Genomic DNA, 17,949 nt, shown 5'->3' with positions numbered 1-17,949 from the left:
TGTCAGGCACTCACTGGATGGGCGTGTGCACCGTCACCAAGCGACTGCCGTCGGTGAACACCGCCTCGATCTGCACCATTGGAATGAGATCGGCGACGCCATCCATCACATCAACCTTGGTCAGAGCGGTACGCGCCTCATTGGTGACGTCTTCGATTGTCTTCCCGGCGCGAGCACCATCCAGGGCGACCGCCGAGATGACAGCGACCGCTTCTGGATAGTTGAGCTTGAGGCCCTTGGCTCTTCGTTTTAGTGCAACATCTGCCATCATGTAGACGAGCAGCTTGTCGAACTCTCTCGGAGTCAGCTGCAAAGGATCCTCCCAAGGCCGGGCCGCCGGGGAAAAGGCAGTCAGGTTGAAATATTGGCGGGCCGGCCCTGCAAGGATCATCCGGTGTTCTACTTGGTTTCGTATCGGAAACTACTTAGTGACCAAGTGTCGTCGCGCGCGGCTCCTGTGTTCCTCAGTGTGATGGAATTTGATGAACATCATACCGCGGCTATGATGGGCCTCGTGGGTCTGGGCGTTCGCGCTGTACGCGGACCATCCCGCGGTCGTGTCGACCGCCTTGGCGATGATGTCGTTTGCTTGAACTTGACGCCGCGGAAAGACTCTTCCGCTCGGCCCTTCGCCACGGTGAACTCCGCGCCTCGCGGCAATCGGTCTCTTTTTCTTGAAGGCGATCCGAACCGGTTCCTGCAAGATTTGCCGACCTTGCGAGCGCACACCGACTACCAGGACAAGTTGGTGCGCGCCGATCTGCACCGCGGGCTATCCGGAGCCACTATCGACACCGCTTGGCCTGACTATCACGGTGTGGTGTTGACTGCCCCTCGCAGCTTCGCCACGTCTGCCGTGGTCACGGCTGACGCAGCATTCGACCAGCTTTGGCGAACAAATGTCCCAAGTGCAGCGACCTCATCATCCTTCAACCGCCAGCCGAAGCCCGGCATGACAAGCCGCTCTGGACGCTCGCTTGTGGACGGTATCGCATCGCCGTTTAGGATGAGCGAGATCAAGCCGCCCGAGCGCTGCCACCGGTACGGACGGCGCGAAGGTCTCGTTGAGGGACGCGCCCCTTTTTCATTCATGATCGGGCTGCCAGGAATGTTCATTCGCTTACTATGTGGGTCGTCGGCTGCAAACGCCTTTTGGTTGAAAGCGCCCGCTATGATCCCAATCGACGATATTGCAAACGGCTCTCGCGTCAGCTCGTGTTCGCGATGCCTCTCAGCATCCTAAGCTTGCTGGACGAGCGCATGCAACGCTTTGACCGCGGCCTCCCGGTCCTCCACGGGGACAAACAGGCTGACCGAATGCGGTGACAACACGTACCTGTCAGGGACAATCCCGTGAGCCCCAAGAACCTGCAACGCGCTGAACGGCAATTCCGACGAGATGCCGCCGAAGCAGGTGAGACTCACCGAGCTTGACGCTTCGCGCTGCTTGCGCAGATCCTTGGCGTGCTCCAGCGTGCGCAACAGGGCATCCAACCACTCCGTATCGCACGCCACGGTCATGCTGGTCTTTCCTGCGGCGAAGTGTGATGCAAGGAGCTGCGGCCACGACAGGCTGTTTTGCTTGAGATGCTGCGCGAGTTTCTCGAAACCGTGATTGAGATCCCTGGAATCGATTTCCACATGCTCAATACGAGCGATCGAGTTGACGGCGAGAACCTTCCCGTTTTCCATGCCTAAAACCTCTTTCATCACTTGCGTGCTGTGTTCGACGCCACCCCACTGCTTGAGGACCAGAGGCACATCCTGACTTTGCGCCAGCGCTACGCTGCGAAAATGCAGGATCTTTGCACCCCAGAAACACATCTCCGACAGGGATGCGAAGTCCACGTGCCGCAGGGGCCTTGCATCCGGCACGATGCGCGGATCGGCCGAACAGATTCCGTCGACCTCCTTGATGATTTCACAGCGTTCGGCTTTCAGCGCAGCGGCCATCGCGACGGCCGTGGTGTCGCTGCCGCCCCGGCCGAGCGTGGTGATTTCCCTGGTCGCCGGGTTCACGCCCTGGAATCCTGCCAGCACCACAACGCGTCCGCGATCGAGCTCCTCGAGCACGCGAATGGGCCGTACATCCAGAATTCGCGCGGAGGAATGGGAGTCGTCGGTCATCACGCCGGCCTGGCTGCCGGTGAAGCTGATCGCAGGCACGCCGAGATCGGAAAGCGCCATGCTCATCAGGGACATGCTGATGCGCTCACCGGTCGTCAGCAGCATATCGAGCTCGCGTCGGTTGGGAGCAGGGCTCACCTGATAAGCCATCTGAATCAACTGGTCGGTGGTCGTGCCCATGGCGGAGACGATCGCCACGACACGATGACCGCGGCCGTGCAGGTCGGCGAGACTGCGCGCAACCGCGCGAATCTTCGCCGGTGTTTCAAGACAGACACCACCATATTTCTGCACGATGACGGGATGATTGCGCATCTAACCTCGCTCGGAAGCCTTGCTCGTCTCGCCCATCGAACCGACACCGCCTATCCAGGTGCCGACGACCTCAAAATTCGGATTGAAGGCGACAAGATCCGCGCGGTATCCCGGCGCGATCCGTCCAAGCTCGGAGCCAAGGCCCAGAAATGAAGCGGGCGTCCGGGACGCCATGATGAGGGCATCGACGAGCGAGATTCCGATGAGCGCAATTGCGTTGCGTACCGCCTCGATCATGGTGAGGTGAGCGCCCGCGAGTGTGCCATCCCGGCCAGTCAGGCGACCGTTCTGCAACGTGATCTCCCTGCCCTGAAGCATGAATTGCCGGTCGTTCGTCCCCGCCAATGGCATGGCATCGGTGACCAGCATCAATCGATCGCGTCCCTTACAGCGGAAGGCAACACGCAAAGCGGTGGGGTCGACGTGGATGCCGTCGCAGATGATTCCTGCGAACAACCGGTCATCGCCCAGCGCGGCGCCCACCAGGCCCGGCTCCCGGGCGTTCAACTGCGACATGGCATTGAACAGATGGGTCACCCCCGAGACACCGCGATCGACCGCCTGCCCGATTTCGGCTGCGGTGGCGTCGCTGTGACCGGCCGCGATACGCAATCCGGCGCCGATCAATTCATCGATCATGGACGCGGGCACGCATTCCGGGGCCAAGGTCACAATGGAGCGACCGCGGTCCCCGAAACTCTTGATGGCGGCGAGGTCGCGCCGATCGGGCACGCGTATCTCGGCGTCCGGGTGAATGCCCTTGCGGGACCTGTTGAGGGCCGGACCTTCCAGATGAAAGCCGAGCACGCCAGGAATTTCGAGGCACGCCTCGGCTGTTGCAGCCAATCGTTCGATGACCTCGCTTCGATCGGAGATGAGGGTCGGCAAGCAGCCCGTGGTGCCGGCCTCGCGGTGCGCCTCGACGATGCGGCGAACGCCGGCCTCGGTTGGCTGGTCGTTGAGAAGAACGCCACCGCCTCCGTTCACCTGGATGTCGATGAATCCGGGTGCAAGGACCGCGTCCCGGGGAAGGCGGATCGACGCTCCCGCGGCCTCGTCGAAGCGGATGCTTTCAATCCGTCCCTGCGCGATCCTGACCGATCCCGGCCCGCGCATGTCGATGCCATCAAAGATGTGCTGTGCAGCAATCGTGAGAGAGGCAGAACCAGCGTGGCCCATCTGTATCGATCCGGGAATGGCCGTCACGGACTCGTGAGGCGAATCTCGCACAAGAGTTCATATGTACGCCACGGGGACCTTGTCAGGACCCCAAGCGAAACCTTCGCGTTAACTTTCCATGGGAACAAAAGGTACCACGTATCTCGGCATTGATGGCGGCGGAACCCGCTGCCGCGCCCGGATCGAGGACGAAAATGGCAAGGCGCTCGGAGAGGCGAGCTCGGGGCCGGCCACAACGCGGATCGGCGTCGACAAGGCCTGGCGGTCCATCATGGAGGCCACCGAAGCAGCGGCCACACGGGCCGGACTGAGCCGTGAGGATTTCGCCCAAATGCACGCCGGAATTGGCCTTGCCGGTATTGGTCGCCGGGGCGCGAAAGCAGCGCTCGGCGAGATCGCGCATCCCTTTGCGTCCGTCAACTTCATCAGCGACGGCCTCGCGGCCTGTCTTGGCGCCCATAGCGGCGCGGACGGAGCCATCGTCGTGGCCGGCACAGGCTCGGTCGGTGTCGGCCTCGTCGACGGCCGCGAGGTCCGTCTCGCCGGTTACGGTTTTCCCGTGTCGGACGAAGGCAGCGGCGCCGACATCGGCCTGCAGGTTGTCCGATTGGCGCTGCGCGCCGCGGATCGCCGCGGCGAGTTGACGCCATTGCTTTCAGAGGTGCTGGGCGCATTCGATGATGATCCCTATCAGGCGGTGGCCTGGTCCGAAGAAGCCAGAGCCGCAGACTACGCCGCATTCGCACCGATCGTGATGCGGCACGCCAATCAGGGTGATCCAATCGGCCGTCGCATTGTCGAACGCGCGGCCGATGCCATTGGCGATCTGCTCGATCTATTCCTGGCGAGAGGAATCGACCGGCTCTCGCTGGTGGGTGGGCTCGCAGAAGCCACTACGCCCTGGCTGACGCCCGACCTGCGCGCCCGCCTGAAGCGTCCTGACGGCGATGCGGCGGCCGGCGCGTTACTGGTGGCGCGAGGGCGGCTTGCACTACCCAGAATGGAAACCGAGCATGAGCCGGCTTCAAAATTCCGCGTTTGATGGCGCATGGATCAACAATATGGCCACCGAAGAAGTCGATCCCCGCTTTGCCGATCTTGATGCATGGTCGCTGGCCACGGCGATGGAGGCGATGTGGGAGGGCCAGCTTGCGGCAGTCGCTGCGATCGGCCATGCCCTCCCCGCGATCACCGCGGCGACCGAAGCGGCCAAAGCGGCGCTCGGCGATCACGGTCGCCTTGTATATGTCGGCGCCGGCACCTCGGGGCGCGTGGCGGTCCAGGACGGCGCCGAGCTGACGCCGACCTTCGCCTGGCCCAAAGAGCGCGTCCGCTTCGTCGTCGCCGGCGGAGACAGTGCCTTCGTCACAAGCATCGAGGGCGCGGAGGATGACATTGATGATGCGATCGCGCAGATCAATGCCGTGCGGCTCACAGCTCATGATGTGGTGATTGCGGTCGCCGCCAGCGGGACAACGCCGTTCACGGTCGCGGCGCTGCAGCAGGCAGGCTCCTGCGGTGCGGTGACGGTGGGTGTCGCCAACAATCCCGGCACCGCACTGCTGGCATCGGCCAAGTTTCCTATCCTGATCGAGACTGGCCGCGAGCTGATCGCCGGCTCCACGCGGATGAAGGCCGGCACTGCGCAGAAGGTCGTGCTCAACCTGATCTCCTCTGGGATCATGCTGCGTCTCGGCCGGGTGTATCGCGGCATGATGGTGAACATGCAGCCGACCAATGCCAAGCTGAAGCGGCGCGCCGAGGCCATGGTGGCGCAAATCGCCGACTGCGATCCGTCGCACGCGGCACGCTCGCTCGAGCAGGCCGAAGGAGACGTCAAGACGGCAGTCCTTCTGGCGCTGGGCGTCGACAGGGCTGATGCCGAGACCATTCTGAAGGACGGCGACGGCAATCTCCGGCGCGTGTTTGCCGAGCTCGCCAGGGATCGAGACTCCGATCGGAACTCGGATCGGGACTCGCATCCTGACCGGCATCCCAAGGCACCGGCGGCACGCAAGCAGGGCGGAGCGGTTAAGTCGTGATGACATCCGCGATGGCGAGTGAAATCCTGGAAAGCACCGATACTGTCGCGAAAATCGTTCGCGGCCGTCCCGCCACGCGCGACATCGCGCAGCGAATTGAGATAGGCTCGGCCCCCCTGTGCGTCGTGTGTGGTCGGGGAAGCTCCGGGCATGCCGGAGTTTTCCTGAGATACCTTGTCGAGACGCGGCTTCGCCTTCCCGTTTCAGCAAGTGCTCCCTCGGTGATCACGGCATTTCGCACACCCCTGATGCTGCGCGATGCGCTGTTCATCGTGATCTCGCAATCCGGGCGCAGCCCGGATCTCGTCGCAGCGACAAGGTCGGCGCGCGCTTCGGGCGCCCGCACCATTGCCATCGTCAATACGACCTCGTCGCCGGTGGCTGACGAAGCAGAGTTCGTCGTTCCGATCGAAGCCGGCCAGGAGCATTCAGTTGCAGCGACAAAGACCGTCATCGGCTCGATGGCCGCCAGTGCCGGACTGGTTGCCGAGCTGGCGCAAGATCGTGCGCTGCGGTCAGCCCTCGACCGGCTGCCCGAGCGCCTGCGCCATGCGCTGGCGCTCGACTGGTCCGGGATTGCCGATGATCTCGTCAAGGCGTCAGCGGTGTTTGTGGCAGCTCGAGGCCTGGCGCTGGGCTCGGCGCGGGAGATCGCGCTCAAGCTTTCGGAAATCCTGCGCCTGCCCTCCATCGGCTTGAGCGCCGCCGAGTTGCAGCATGGGCCACGTGCCGCGCTGTCGCCGCGCACGCCCGTTCTCATGATGCGCCTCATGGATGAAACTGCGGCCAGTGTGGACGCACTTGCAGAGGAATTGCGTGAGCAAAAGGTCGCGCTGCATCTCTGCGGCGGACCGCACGGCTCGCTGCCCTGGCTGGCCGAGGACGACCCTGCCACCGACGCGATCACCATGCTCGTTCCGGCCTACCGGATGATCGAGCAGGCGGCATGTGCCCGCGGATTTGACCCGGATCGTCCGCCTCGCCTGAGCAAGATTACCGAGACGTTTTGACAGCTGACCGATCGCGGGCCTATTGGCCCGAAGCCGAGGTTGTCCGGTCCCGCGCTAGCGTTCGCGCCAAGCGCGCATCAACTGATCGGAGAGCGGCTTGACGAGGTACGACATCACCGTGCGCTGACCGGTCTGGATGAAGGCTTCGACCGGCATGCCGGCGATCAGCTTCAGCTCGCCCAGGCGCGCGAGCTCCGCCTCGGGAACGGCGATGCGGGCGACGTAGAAGCTCGCCGTGCTCTTCTGGTCGACTGCGACGTCGGCAGAGACGTTGCTCACCTCGCCGTTGAGTTGAGGCGTGGTGCGCTGATTGAAGGTCGTAAAGCGCAGCAGCACCGGCTGGCCGACCGACAGACGATCGATCTCATGCGGGGGAATCCGCACCTCGACGACGAGCGCATCATGGGCGGGGACGATGAGCATGATCTGCTCGCCGGCGCTGATGACGCCGCCGACGGTGTGCAGCGCCTTGATGCACGGTGCCGTCCTGCGGCGCCCGAATATCGATGCGCTTGAGCTGATCCTCGGCTGCCACGCGTTTCTCAACCAGCTCCGAGGTTTTGGCGCGGATCTCGGCGAGATCCTTTCCGACCTCGCTACGCAGATCCTGATCGATCTGCATGATTTGCAGCGTGGTCTCGGTGATCCGGCCCTTGGCTTCGGCGATGGCGGCGACCAGCGCGCCGCGTTCGCCATGCAGGCGCACCGCGTCGCGCTCGAGCGTGGTCAGGCGCGTGATCTGGACCAGATTCTTTCGCCACAGGTCGCGCACGCCCTGAAGCTCCTGGTCGATGAAGATGGTTTCGCGGTCTTTCGCCTGGATCTGCTCGTCGAGCCCGCGGATCTGCTCTCGAAGCTGGCCGATGCGCTCATCGAGCTGCGCCTTCTTGCCGGCGCGGGCGGTGCGGCGCAGCTCGAACAGTTTACGCTCGCCGACGATCAAGCGGGCGACGTCCGGGTCAGCGGCACGTGCGACGAGCTCCGTGGGAAAGCCGAGCCACTCCTGGCCGTCGCGCTCCGCCTCGAGCCGCGCCCGGCGCGCCGTCTGTTCGTCGAGGCTCTTTACGACGATCAGGAGATTGGCTCGCGTCACCGTCTCGTCGAGGCGCACGATCACGTCGCCGGCCTTCACCTGGGCGCCATCACGCACGTTGAGTTCGCCGACCACGCCGCCGGTCGGGTGCTGCACTTTCTTGGTGTAGCTGTCGACCACCAGCGTGCCGGAGCCGACGACGGCGCCGGCCAGTTCCGTGGTCGCCGCCCAGCCGCCGACGCCGCCGGCAAGAATGACGACTCCCGCAAGGCCGGCGCGCAGGTGCTGGCGGATCGAGAGCGGAACCACGTTCATCGGCTCGCGGTTCATGGACCAGCTCCCTCGGTCACGACCTTGAGCGGCACTGCTGGCCGCGGCTGCATCATCTTGGCCAGCAGCGCGTCCTTCGGTCCGAACGCCTGCATGCGCCCCTCGGCCATCACGATCAATTGGTCCACGCCGGCGAGCGCGCTGGTGCGATGCGCGACGACGATGACAATGCCGCCGCGCGCGCGCACGCCGAGAATGGCTTGCGTCAGGGCCTGGTCGCCCTCGGCGTCGAGATTGGAGTTGGGCTCGTCGAGCACCACCAGGAAGGGGTCGCGGTAGAGCGCGCGGGCAAGCGCGATGCGCTGCCGCTGCCCGGCAGAGAGCGCCGCGCCACCTTCGCCGATCGGGGTGTCGTAGCCCTTTGGCAATCGCAGCACCATCTCGTGCACGCCGGCCGCCCGCGCGGCCGCGATCATCGCCTCCGCGTCGGGGGCCGGCTCGAAGCGGTTGATGTTCTGCGCCACCGTGCCGGCGAACAGCTCGACGTCCTGCGGCAGATAGCCGATGTGGCGGCCGAGCGCCTCGGAGCTCCATTGGTCGAGCGCGGCGCCGTCCAGCCGCACCTTGCCGCGCGCCGACACCCACACGCCGACGATGGCGCGCACCAGCGACGACTTGCCCGATGCGCTCGGACCGACGATGCCAAGCCCCTGTCCCGGGGTCAACGCGAAGGACGCTTCCTGGACAACGACGGTCTGTTCGCTCGGCGGCACCACGGACACGGCCTCGACGGCGAGCGCTTTGCATGGTGGAGGCAACGGCGTCTTCTCGTCCTCGGCCGGAAGCTGCGCCCAGTGCTGCTGCAGACGTTTCCAGCCCTGTCGGGCCGCGATCAGGCTCTTCCAGTGGGCGATGGCGAGCTCGACCGGAGCGAGCGCGCGCGAGGCGAGGATCGAGCCGGCGATGATGATTCCGGCGGTCGCCTCCTGGATGATGACGAGATAGCCGCCGACGCCAAGCACAGCCGATTGCAGCACCATGCGCAGCACCTTGGAAACGGCGCCGAAGCCGCCGGTGATATCGGCGGCGCTACGCTGGATAGCCATGTAGCTGTCATTGGCCTCCGCCCAGCGCGCGGCAAGGCGCCCGCGCATTCCCATGGCCTGCAATGCCTCTGCATTCCGGCGGCTGGCCTCGGCGAGCGCATTGCGCTGCGCGATCTGGCCGGTGACCTCCTTGGTGCGTTCGCGCGTCAGCCGGTTGGTCAGGAGGGTCAGGGACACGAGCAACAGCGATCCGATCGACGCCGTGAGTCCGATCAGCGGATGAAACAGAAAGCAGATCGCGAGGTAGAACGGGATCCATGGCAGATCGAACAGCGCGGTCGGGCCGAGCCCGGAGAGATAGCTGCGCACCTGGTCGAGATCGCGCACCGGCTGCAGCCCATCGCCGCTCGCGCGTGCCCGCAACGGCCAGCGCGCGACGATGTCGTAGGCGCGCGCCGAGAATGCACGGTCGAGCCATTCGCCGATGCGGACGAGGATGCGCCCGCGCAGAATGTCGAGGAACGCCTGGAACGAATAGAGCGCGCCGACCAGTGCGGCGAGGCCGATCAGCGTCGGCACGCTGCGGCTAGGCACCACGCGGTCGTAGACTTCGAGCATGAAGAACGAGCCGGTCAGGTACAGCACGTTCAGCATGGCGGTGATCAGGCCGAGCCCGACCAACACGCCGCGACAGGCCTGAAGCGGCGAGGACCGGAGACGCGCGTGTGGTGACTGATTGAAGTCAGGTTCTTGAAATTTCATGCAGCATGACCCGCCCGATGTGAGGTGCCGGCTGCGCGCCAAAGCTGCGCGCAGCCGGCGGCTTGCGGTTCAGACGTTGATGACGCCGTCGTGGTTTCCGTCGATCTTGACGGAGAAGCTGCTGGACGCCGTATCCCCGTCGGCATCAGCGATCTGAACGGTGAAGTCGAGCTTTTCGTCGGGCGCCGGCTGCGACTGGATCAGGCTGAACCCGCCGATATCGAACGTGTTGTTATCGTTGCCGGCAATGCCGTCATTGACGCTGATGTTTTCGATCAGGACCCGGTCGTGGGTCGTTGCACCCGTCGACCACGACACCTTGTCGCCGGTGCTCAGCCCGGTGATGATCAAGTTGCCGTCCTGGTCGATCGTGGCAACGGGAGTAAATGACGTGTTGCCCGTCTTGACGACGAAGTCGGTGACCGATGCCGACGTGATGTTGACGTGCTGGTCGTTGGTGAGCCCGTCGATGAAATTCACCCCCGCTTCCTTGGCGGTGTTGAAGGCCGTGATCTTGACGGTGACGGGACCAATGCCCGGGTTGGTCTGGTTGACGGTGAAGGACGCGCCGGTCGCATTGAAGACGTTCTGGAAGTCGATGTTGGCTTCGACGTCCGCCTCGTTCTGGTCCAGATTGGGCACGAGGAAATTCGTATTCGTACCCGTCACGTAGGTGATGTACGCGCCTTCAGTGGGGTAGTTGGCGTTGTCATTGAGCTGGTTGCCGTTGACACCGAACGAGGTGGTGCTGCCGGCCTGACTGATATTGAGCACGTCCTTGGTCGTGATGTTTCCGCCCTGGGACTGGTTCAGCGGATTTTCCCCAACCACCACGATCTGGGTGGAGTTCGGATCGCCGAAGGTCATGAACAGATTGCTGCCGGAGGGCGCGCCGGCAAAGCTGAAGCTGATCTCCGCGGGCGGGGGATTCTGCAGGACGTCGAAGGTGTAGTTGCCGCCGGACAAGGTCAGCTTGAAGAAGTCGATGTCGTTTGCAGTGTGAGTGCCGCTGTTATCAACGTCCTTGTAATAGGTAGCGACAGTGTCGCTGTTCGAGAGATCCCGGAGCAGCGTCATCTGCGAGACCGTGCCATCGAGGATCGTCAGGCTCGCCGGCGAGCTCGTGATGCTGTAGGTCGCCGGATCATCCGCTCCGACCACTCCGTTGAGCGTCTTGGTTACGGTAGAGAGAGCAGAGAAGTCCACCTGCCCATCGGCGATGGGCCCGATGGTCGGCCCGTCGTCCTGGAACTGCACGGCATCGCCGATGCCGGTCGAGCTCGTCGCCGTATCGCCGTCGCCGTCTGTGACCGTCACCACCGCCAGCAGCGCACTGTCGGTGATCGACACCGAATCGTCGGGATTGGTGGTGGTCGGGTGCTTCAGCGAAGCGTACTGCGCCACGCTGACGACGCCGCTCGAGCTGTTGATCGCCACCGCGAAGGCCGCCGCCCCGGCGGCGCCGCCGATGCGGCCGACCACAAGGCTGCCTTCCTTGAACAGGAAGATGCTGGTGCCGTTGGTGGTGTCGAGGCCGGAATCCACCCCGGTGGCAGAGACATCCAGCGAGAACGCAATCGTTCCGCCCTCCTGGTCCGCGCCAAGCGAGCTTCCGGTCGAGCTCACGACAGCGTTTGGGTCCTGCGCATAACCGGTCGGGCTGAGGTCGGTACTGACATTGCTGACGCCAGCAAACAGCGCGATCACGCCTGCCGCGGTGGTGTCATCGGCATCTGCCTGGATACCCGCGGTCTCGTCATGCGCCACCGTCGGTGCGCCCTGCGCGATCCCCGCCGTCGGGCCGTCGTCCTGGAACTGCACGGCATCGCCGATGCCGGTCGAGCTCGTCGCCGTATCGCCGTCGCCGTCTGTGACCGTCACCACCGCCAGCAGCGCACTGTCGGTGATCGACACCGAATCGTCGGGATTGGTGGTGGTCGGGTGCTTCAGCGAAGCGTACTGCGCCACGCTGACGACGCCGCTCGAGCTGTTGATCGCCACCGCGAAGGCCGCCGCCCCGGCGGCGCCGCCGATGCGGCCGACCACAAGGCTGCCTTCCTTGAACAGGAAGATGCTGGTGCCGTTGGTGGTATCGAGGCCGGAATCCACCCCGGTGGCAGAGACATCCAGCGAGAACGCAATCGTTCCGCCCTCCTGGTCCGCGCCAAGCGAGCTTCCGGTCGAGCTCACGACAGCGTTCGGGTCCTGCGCATATCCGGTCGGGCTGAGGTCGGTGCTGACATTGCTGACGCCCGCAAACAGCGCGACCACGCCTGCCGCGGTGGTGTCATCGGCATCTGCCTGGATACCCGCGGTCTCGTCATGCGCCACCGTCGGCGCGCCTTGCACGATCCCTGCCGCCGGCCCGTCATCCTCGAAATGCACGGACGTGCCGACCACGGCGCTCGTGGCGTTGGCGCTGCTCAAGCTGAAGCCGCCGATATCGAAGGTGTTGTTGTCGTTGCCGGAAATGCCGTCGGTGGCGCTGATGTTCTCGATCAGGACGCGGTTGTGCGTTCCGCTCGTGGTCCACTGCACCTTGTCGCCGCTGCTCAGGCCGGTGATGATCAGGTCACCGTTGGCGTCGATCGAGGCGGCCGGAGTAAATGACGTCTTGCCGGACTTGACCACGACGTCGGTGAGCGAGAACGAGGTGATATTGACGTGCGCGTCGTTGGTGAGTCCGTCGACGAAATTCACGCCGGTTTCCTTGGCGGTGTCGAAGGCCGAGATCTTGACTGTGACGGGCCCGATGCCCGGGTTCGTCTGGTTGACGGTGAAGGACGCAGTGCTCGCATTGAAGACGTTCTGGAAGTCGATGTTGGCTTCGACGTCGGCCTCGTTCTGGTCCAGGTTGGGCACGAGGAAGTTCGTGTTCGCGCCCGTCACGAAGGTGATGTACGCACCTTCACCGGGGTTGATCTGGTTGCCGTTGACGCCGAACGAGGTGGTGCTGCCGGCCTGGCTGATATTGAGCACGTCCTTGCTCGAGATGTTTCCGCCCTGGGATTGATTGAGCGGGTCCTTGCCGATCACCACGATCTGGGTCGAGTTCGGATCGCCGAAGGTCATGAAGAGGTTGCTGCCGGACGGCGCTCCGGCGAAGCTGAAATTGATAACCTCGCTGGCCGCGACCTTGAGGTGGGTGCCCAGGTCAAGGGAGTCATCGGGGTTGGTGCCATCCGGATGCTCCAGCGCCTCGTACTGGACGCTCCAGAACTTGCCGCCGCTCACCGGGCTCCCGGTCTCCTCGAGATAGACCGCGAAGACGATGGCGCCGGCCGCAGTCTTTCCGAGCACGATGTTGTCGTTCTGGGTATCCGTGTACAGAAATACCTCTTCGCCGTCATTGGTGAAGAGGCCGCTCGTGTCGCCGTCCAGCGCACCGCCGCTCCCGTCCGTGAAGGAGATATTGCCGACCGACCCCGTGACGCCGCTGATGGTGATGACGTTGCCGGTGCTGACCCCGTGGTTGATCTCTGTGGCCGGAGCGCCCAGTGCCGTCAGCCGACTTGAAAACGCGGTCGGGAGGGCCGTGTTGGTATCGTCATTCTGCAGGCCGGCGGTTTCGTCGAGGGTAACGGTCGTGCCGGTGACGGTGACTGTAAGTGCCATGATATCCATCCTCCAAAATGACTACGGTGAGGTATGCACTCCAGAAATTTCACGCGCGGGCTCTTCGGCGATCCACCGTGTTTGCCACGAGGAGCCGTCGGCTCGTTGCGAACGATAGGCCAAAGGAAATGGGGCGTAGCGAAGCTACGCGCCTACTTCGCGCCCGCCCTTCCTACCCTGCTTGAAGGATCAGTGCGGAAAACGAACACCGGCAAGAAAATGATCAAACACTTTTGCATGCTATGCTCCCTCGATCTGCTGCAAACCGCTTCGAAGGCAAGTGGAGAGGCAAACGAGACGCCGTAGCTGAAATTGCAACATCAACGCATACGAAGCGGCCTGCCCGCGTGACCAAATGTAAAATCTGCAATCGTTGACGCGTAGCGCTCGCGGAAGACATTCGAGGCAGGCCTACGCATCGAAGTTCCCCAGTTAGACGCCAAGAAGGTTCCCGGTAAATGGGCGAAAAGGCATTACCGATTTCGGGGTAAGACACCCCGCCGCACCGACTGTTCTGACAGGACGACGGCGATGTTGCCGTACACGCCTGCAGAGAACACTGATGCAGCCAACGGGAGCAAGTGCCGGCGCAGCCGCAGCCGCTGCTTGAGAATGTCCGTCAAACGGAGGTATCCGGCGGCCCCTCCCGCACGTCCCTCATCCCTCCACCCGATACAGCCGCCAGCGCTCCGGCACGCCCTTGAGCCTGTGCACGCCGTGATCCCTGAGGCTGATCGCGGACTGCGCTTTCAAGAGCTCCTTCACCGCGCTCGAGACCAGGACCTCGCCTGCGCGCGCCTTGGCGGCGATGCGGGTGCCGATATGGAAGGCGAGGCCGACCATCTCGCCGCCGCTGATCGTGTACTCTCCGGCGTGCAGGCCCACCCTGATCTCGAGGCCCAGCGTGCGCACGGCCTTCTGGATTGCGGTCGCGCAAATGATGCCGGCGGCGGGCGCCTTGAAGGTCGCCAGCACGCCGTCGCCGGTGGTCACGACCTCCTTGCCGCGCGAACTCTTCAGCTCCTTGCGGACGGCGGCGTAATAGAGGCCCACAACCTTGGTCCAGCGCGCGTCGCCGAGCTTGGCGGCCTTTGCTGTGGAGCCGACGATGTCGACGATCAGGATGGTGGCGAGCGCCTGCTTGAGCTCGGCGCTGCGTGCAGCCGACGGGCGCCGGTTCGCGATGGCCCCGGTCAGCGGCTCATAGCGGTGGTTGCGTCGCCGCGCGATCGCGGCCCTGACATAGTCCTGGGCACGCTGCGCCGTGCGGCAGCGGATCGTCTTCTCCTGCGGCACGCGCGTCCAGTAGACCGTGCGCACGGCACCCGCGCCATGCACCTCCACGGCGCCCCACTTCAGGAAGATCGTCGAGCCGGCACGCCTGATGCACCACGCTTTCGACGTGTACCCGGAGACGTTCGACTGATGGACACCGATGCGAAGGAATTTGGGCATGAACGGGTGGCTGATCGCAGGACAGTCTGGGCGGACCCGGGCCAAAAGGTAGTCGGACATTCCTGCGTTGGCAACGGTGCTTCCCGGCCCGCTACTCGGTTCTCCGCATCCTAAGCTCCCCTGCCGTTGCCCTGCTTGCCGATCGTGCAGCGCCACCCAGCCAGACGTTCGGCCGGATGCTGCGCCATCCATTCGGCGAGCTGCGGCGCGCCCATCAGGCAGGACTGCATCGTCACATCGGCGAAGTCCGACGTCGTGACGATCTGTTCATGACAGTCCGTCGGAGAGGCAAGACGACAGAGCACGGCAATGATCCGGATCATCTCACGCAAGCTCCCTCGACCAGTCGTAGCCGGCTCCGGCGGACGAGCGCGCCACCGACCTGTCTGCATCGGCGCTCGAGGCCTTTTCGGCGCGCCGCTGATAGTCGTCGGCCAGAATCTTCAGCCGCGTCGCAACCGCATCGTCGGTCATGCTTCGGGCCGCGCGGAGCAGGCTCTGCGCCGTTTCCATGTAGGCCTTGCCTCGTCGTGACATCTGGAGCGTCATGGGGTCCTCACGCGGTTCTCTGCAAGCGTATCGAAGGCGACGGGAAAGCGGCCCACCCAGTCGCGGTCGTCCTGGCGGCGCGTCGCGAAACGTTCGACGCACTTCTTCGAGCAAAGAGGCCTGCGCCACGCGTAGTACCGAACGAGACCGAATCTGCCGTCGCAGACCGCACATCGCCCGGTTCGACCATGAAGATTCTCGGAGCAGGTTGGCATTGAAGCCTCCTCTTGTTGTCACGCCAGATGCCGCCAATCACCTCTTCTGTTGCACCGGGAGTTGTCTCGGTTCCCGATGAAGCGGGCGGCATTCACCGCCAACGAACTCACCTTACGAGTCCCGCGCGGCAATCTCTTTCAACAAGGTGCCCTCAATTGCCCGTCCGCACGACGCGCGGCTCCGCGGATGAAGGGTGAGCCGGCAAACCCTGCGTTTGCGCAGCCGACAGGCCTGGCCAGAACACGCTTGGCCGCAAGGTCCGGATTTTCGTTCGATCTCGGAAACGTCACGAGAAGGCAGGCGCGGTCGCGGGCGCGACGGCGCTAGGCGCAGGCATTCAAGCCGGCCCTGACCGGAAGACGACATGGAAGCGGGTGACGCGACCGCCGGTCTCGCGCGCGTCAGCTAGGAAACGCAAACAGCTCGATCGGATCGCTGAAGCCACGCACCTCGTATTTGCCGACGCGTTCCAGCTCAAATTTCGGCTGTACGAACTCGGCGAAGTCGCGCGACAGCAGCACGTTGCGCCCGAGCTGCTTGGTAAGCGCTTCGAGACGCGAGGCCATGTTGACGGCGGGGCCGATCACGGTGAAGTCGAGCCGGCTCGACGATCTGATATTGCCGTACATGACGTCGCCGACATGGACGCCGATGCCGTAGTTCAGTGGCGCGCGGGCACTGCTCCTGTTGCGCTCGTTCAGCGCGGCCATGGCTGCCCTCGCTTCGCTCACGGCATGCAGCAGGTTGGCGCAGGCATCGGGCTGGCTCAGCGGAAAGATCGCGAGCAGGCCGTCGCCGATAAATTTCAGGATCTCGCCGCCATGCCGCGCGATCGGCTCCGACATCGCGTCGAAATAATCGTTGAGGAGATCGATGACGTCGTCGCGCGGCCAGTTGTCGGAGATTTTCGTGAAATCGCGCAGGTCGCAGATCATGATCGCGGCGCGCACCGTGGTGCCGGTGCCGCGCCGGGTGGCGCCGGCCAGGATCAGCTCGCCGGCATGGGCGCCGACATAGGTCTCCAGCAGCGTTCGCGCCAGACGGTTCTTGATGCGGATCTCGCTGACCAGTGCCAGCACCGGCAGCACGTTCTTCAGGGCCGCGATATGCGCATCCTCGAAACCGCCGGGCCGGTCGGTCGCGAAGGTGACGAAGTGGCGCTTGCCGAGCGTGTGATGGAGCGGCCAGGCAACGTAGTCGGTCAGGCCTTTCGCGCGCATCTCGTCATAAAGCGCGTGCTTGCGGCCGAGCGACGGATCGCCTTCGAGCTTTTCGCGGAGCTCGGTCGCGCCGTCCATCATTTCGTTGATAGGACTGCCGATGAACTCGGATCGCTCGAGCACGTCGAAGTCGACCCGCGTTATCTTCGCCTCGCGCATGCCGTCCGACCACATGAAACCGGCGCCGAGCCATTGCGGATGCTGGATCCGGACGTGCATCGTCGACCGCTTGAGCGGAATGCCCGCCTGCTGGAGGCGGATGCACATCTCCGCGAAGATATTGTCGATGAAGCGCTCGTCGCGCGTGCCGTTGGTGAGCCAGTGGACGACGCCGTCGGACAGCGTGGGGGAATTTTGGTGTGGCGCATTCATATCCGGCCCCTTCGCGGCGGTCTGCATCGAGCAGATATCGTGCGCCGGCGCCGCGGCGTCAACCTAGCCAGTTGCACGGATTGTGCCAGGGGCGGTTGCAGCCTAGCCGACGGGCTGGATCGACGCCAAAACCGCCACGCCTGAAACGAGCGCCAGACTGGACGCCTCGGTCAGCTCGACCTTCAGCGTACATTCGTGCGAAATCGCAAAATTCTCCCCGCCGAGACGGATGCGGCAGTCGCCATGCGCGACGTAGACCAGATGCGTGCCGGCGGACAATGGCCGTTCGTCCGGTTCCCTCAGCGCCACGAGCTCGATCTCCGCAACTCCCCGCCGCGCCATTAGGTTCACGACCTCGACGGGACCTGCTTCCAGCGCGGTGACGATCTCGAGCTCGCCGGTGAAGCGCACCGCCGTAAAGGGTTCACGCTCGTCGAATTCCTGCGTCGGCGACTTCAGCACCAGCCCGCGCCCCTTGACGACCATCTGCAGGCGGTCGATGCCGGGCATGTGGGAGAACGGACCGGGCGCCACGATCGGCGTGGAGGCAAAGCGCCAGAGCAGGCTGTTCCAGTCCTTCACCGGGCTGTCTGCACGATGGGCGCCTGCAATATCGGTGAATATGCCGCCGCCGTTCTTCCAGGGCGAGCGAGTGTAGTGTTCGGGTTTCAGCAGCGTGGTTTTCATGTGTTGGGGTCGTCCGGGATCGCAGAGGAGATATCACGCCCGCATCATGCG

13 protein-coding genes and 1 pseudogene are annotated in these 17,949 nt (G+C 64.2%); 3 read left to right on the top strand and 11 right to left on the bottom strand.

Features of this window, described 5'->3' with window-relative positions; all coding sequences use genetic code 11:
- Window positions 1-10: 10 nt before the first annotated feature.
- From QA649_RS09535 to nagA, 3 genes are all read right to left on the bottom strand, one after another.
- The gene (locus QA649_RS09535) at window positions 11-313 is read right to left on the bottom strand and encodes an urease subunit gamma (protein WP_283025997.1); all 303 of its coding nucleotides are present in this window, start codon (window positions 311-313) and stop codon (window positions 11-13) included.
- Window positions 314-1,239: 926 nt separating this feature from the next.
- A complete protein-coding gene (locus QA649_RS09530) occupies window positions 1,240-2,442 on the bottom strand; it encodes an aspartate kinase (protein WP_283023949.1) in 1,203 nt (400 codons plus the stop codon).
- Window positions 2,443-3,621 (bottom strand): N-acetylglucosamine-6-phosphate deacetylase, encoded by a 1,179-nt coding sequence (nagA, locus tag QA649_RS09525; RefSeq protein ID WP_283023948.1) that lies wholly within the window; start codon window positions 3,619-3,621, stop codon window positions 2,443-2,445.
- 118 nt (window positions 3,622-3,739) lie between these two features.
- Between nagA and QA649_RS09520 the strand changes: the two genes are divergently transcribed.
- From QA649_RS09520 to QA649_RS09510, 3 genes are read left to right on the top strand one after another with little or no spacing between them, the layout of a single operon-like run.
- Complete coding sequence (locus QA649_RS09520) at window positions 3,740-4,663, top strand: BadF/BadG/BcrA/BcrD ATPase family protein (RefSeq protein WP_283023947.1); 924 nt, start codon at window positions 3,740-3,742, stop codon at window positions 4,661-4,663.
- A gap of 19 nt (window positions 4,664-4,682) precedes the next feature.
- Window positions 4,683-5,663 carry an N-acetylmuramic acid 6-phosphate etherase gene (locus QA649_RS09515; protein ID WP_283023946.1) on the top strand — a complete coding sequence of 327 codons (981 nt, stop codon included), beginning with the start codon at window positions 4,683-4,685 and terminating at the stop codon, window positions 5,661-5,663.
- Window positions 5,663-6,673 (top strand): SIS domain-containing protein, encoded by a 1,011-nt coding sequence (locus tag QA649_RS09510; RefSeq protein WP_283023945.1) that lies wholly within the window; start codon window positions 5,663-5,665, stop codon window positions 6,671-6,673. Before QA649_RS09515 ends, QA649_RS09510 begins: the two co-directional genes overlap by 1 nt.
- Before the next feature lie 54 nt (window positions 6,674-6,727).
- Here the strand turns inward: QA649_RS09510 and QA649_RS09505 are convergent.
- The 8 genes and pseudogenes from QA649_RS09505 to QA649_RS09470 all read right to left on the bottom strand — a co-directional run bounded on the left by QA649_RS09505 (window position 6,728) and on the right by QA649_RS09470 (window position 17,898).
- A pseudogene (locus QA649_RS09505) lies at window positions 6,728-8,036 on the bottom strand (HlyD family type I secretion periplasmic adaptor subunit).
- Window positions 8,033-9,784 (bottom strand): type I secretion system permease/ATPase, encoded by a 1,752-nt coding sequence (locus QA649_RS09500; RefSeq protein ID WP_283023944.1) that lies wholly within the window; start codon window positions 9,782-9,784, stop codon window positions 8,033-8,035. Before QA649_RS09500 ends, QA649_RS09505 begins: the two are co-directional and overlap by 4 nt.
- Before the next feature lie 69 nt (window positions 9,785-9,853).
- Window positions 9,854-13,399 (bottom strand): DUF5801 repeats-in-toxin domain-containing protein, encoded by a 3,546-nt coding sequence (locus tag QA649_RS09495; protein WP_283023943.1) that lies wholly within the window; start codon window positions 13,397-13,399, stop codon window positions 9,854-9,856.
- 657 nt (window positions 13,400-14,056) lie between these two features.
- The gene (locus QA649_RS09490; protein WP_283023942.1) at window positions 14,057-14,854 is read right to left on the bottom strand and encodes an adenylate/guanylate cyclase domain-containing protein; all 798 of its coding nucleotides are present in this window, start codon (window positions 14,852-14,854) and stop codon (window positions 14,057-14,059) included.
- A 110-nt stretch (window positions 14,855-14,964) separates the two neighbouring features.
- Window positions 14,965-15,177 carry a hypothetical protein gene (locus QA649_RS09485; RefSeq protein WP_260385767.1) on the bottom strand — a complete coding sequence of 71 codons (213 nt, stop codon included), beginning with the start codon at window positions 15,175-15,177 and terminating at the stop codon, window positions 14,965-14,967.
- Window position 15,178: 1 nt separating this feature from the next.
- Window positions 15,179-15,403: a hypothetical protein gene (locus QA649_RS09480; protein WP_283023941.1), complete on the bottom strand. Its 225-nt coding sequence runs from the start codon at window positions 15,401-15,403 to the stop codon at window positions 15,179-15,181.
- A 617-nt stretch (window positions 15,404-16,020) separates the two neighbouring features.
- On the bottom strand, window positions 16,021-17,211 hold the full coding sequence (locus QA649_RS09475; RefSeq protein ID WP_283025996.1) for an adenylate/guanylate cyclase domain-containing protein: 1,191 nt from the start codon (window positions 17,209-17,211) through the stop codon (window positions 16,021-16,023).
- 102 nt (window positions 17,212-17,313) lie between these two features.
- Window positions 17,314-17,898 carry a HutD family protein gene (locus QA649_RS09470; protein ID WP_283023940.1) on the bottom strand — a complete coding sequence of 195 codons (585 nt, stop codon included), beginning with the start codon at window positions 17,896-17,898 and terminating at the stop codon, window positions 17,314-17,316.
- Window positions 17,899-17,949 lie beyond the last annotated feature (51 nt).

This window comes from Bradyrhizobium sp. CB1717 (assembly GCF_029714325.1).
Lineage (GTDB): Bacteria > Pseudomonadota > Alphaproteobacteria > Rhizobiales > Xanthobacteraceae > Bradyrhizobium.
This window is presented reverse-complemented; position numbering and strand designations above follow the sequence as displayed.

Excerpts from the sequence above, each read along its gene's own strand:
- QA649_RS09485 (WP_260385767.1), bottom strand. The coding sequence starts at position 15,177 with ATGATCCGGATCATTGCCGTGCTCTGTCGTCTTGCCTCTCCGACGGAC.
- QA649_RS09475 (WP_283025996.1), bottom strand. The coding sequence starts at position 17,211 with ATGAATGCGCCACACCAAAATTCCCCCACGCTGTCCGACGGCGTCGTC.
- QA649_RS09530 (WP_283023949.1), bottom strand. The coding sequence starts at position 2,442 with ATGCGCAATCATCCCGTCATCGTGCAGAAATATGGTGGTGTCTGTCTT.
- QA649_RS09495 (WP_283023943.1), bottom strand. The coding sequence starts at position 13,399 with ATGGCACTTACAGTCACCGTCACCGGCACGACCGTTACCCTCGACGAA.
- nagA (WP_283023948.1), bottom strand. The coding sequence starts at position 3,621 with ATGGGCCACGCTGGTTCTGCCTCTCTCACGATTGCTGCACAGCACATC.
- QA649_RS09500 (WP_283023944.1), bottom strand. The coding sequence starts at position 9,784 with ATGAAATTTCAAGAACCTGACTTCAATCAGTCACCACACGCGCGTCTC.
- QA649_RS09490 (WP_283023942.1), bottom strand. The coding sequence starts at position 14,854 with ATGCCCAAATTCCTTCGCATCGGTGTCCATCAGTCGAACGTCTCCGGG.
- QA649_RS09520 (WP_283023947.1), top strand. The coding sequence starts at position 3,740 with ATGGGAACAAAAGGTACCACGTATCTCGGCATTGATGGCGGCGGAACC.
- QA649_RS09470 (WP_283023940.1), bottom strand. The coding sequence starts at position 17,898 with ATGAAAACCACGCTGCTGAAACCCGAACACTACACTCGCTCGCCCTGG.
- QA649_RS09510 (WP_283023945.1), top strand. The coding sequence starts at position 5,663 with ATGACATCCGCGATGGCGAGTGAAATCCTGGAAAGCACCGATACTGTC.
- QA649_RS09480 (WP_283023941.1), bottom strand. The coding sequence starts at position 15,403 with ATGACGCTCCAGATGTCACGACGAGGCAAGGCCTACATGGAAACGGCG.
- QA649_RS09515 (WP_283023946.1), top strand. The coding sequence starts at position 4,683 with ATGGCCACCGAAGAAGTCGATCCCCGCTTTGCCGATCTTGATGCATGG.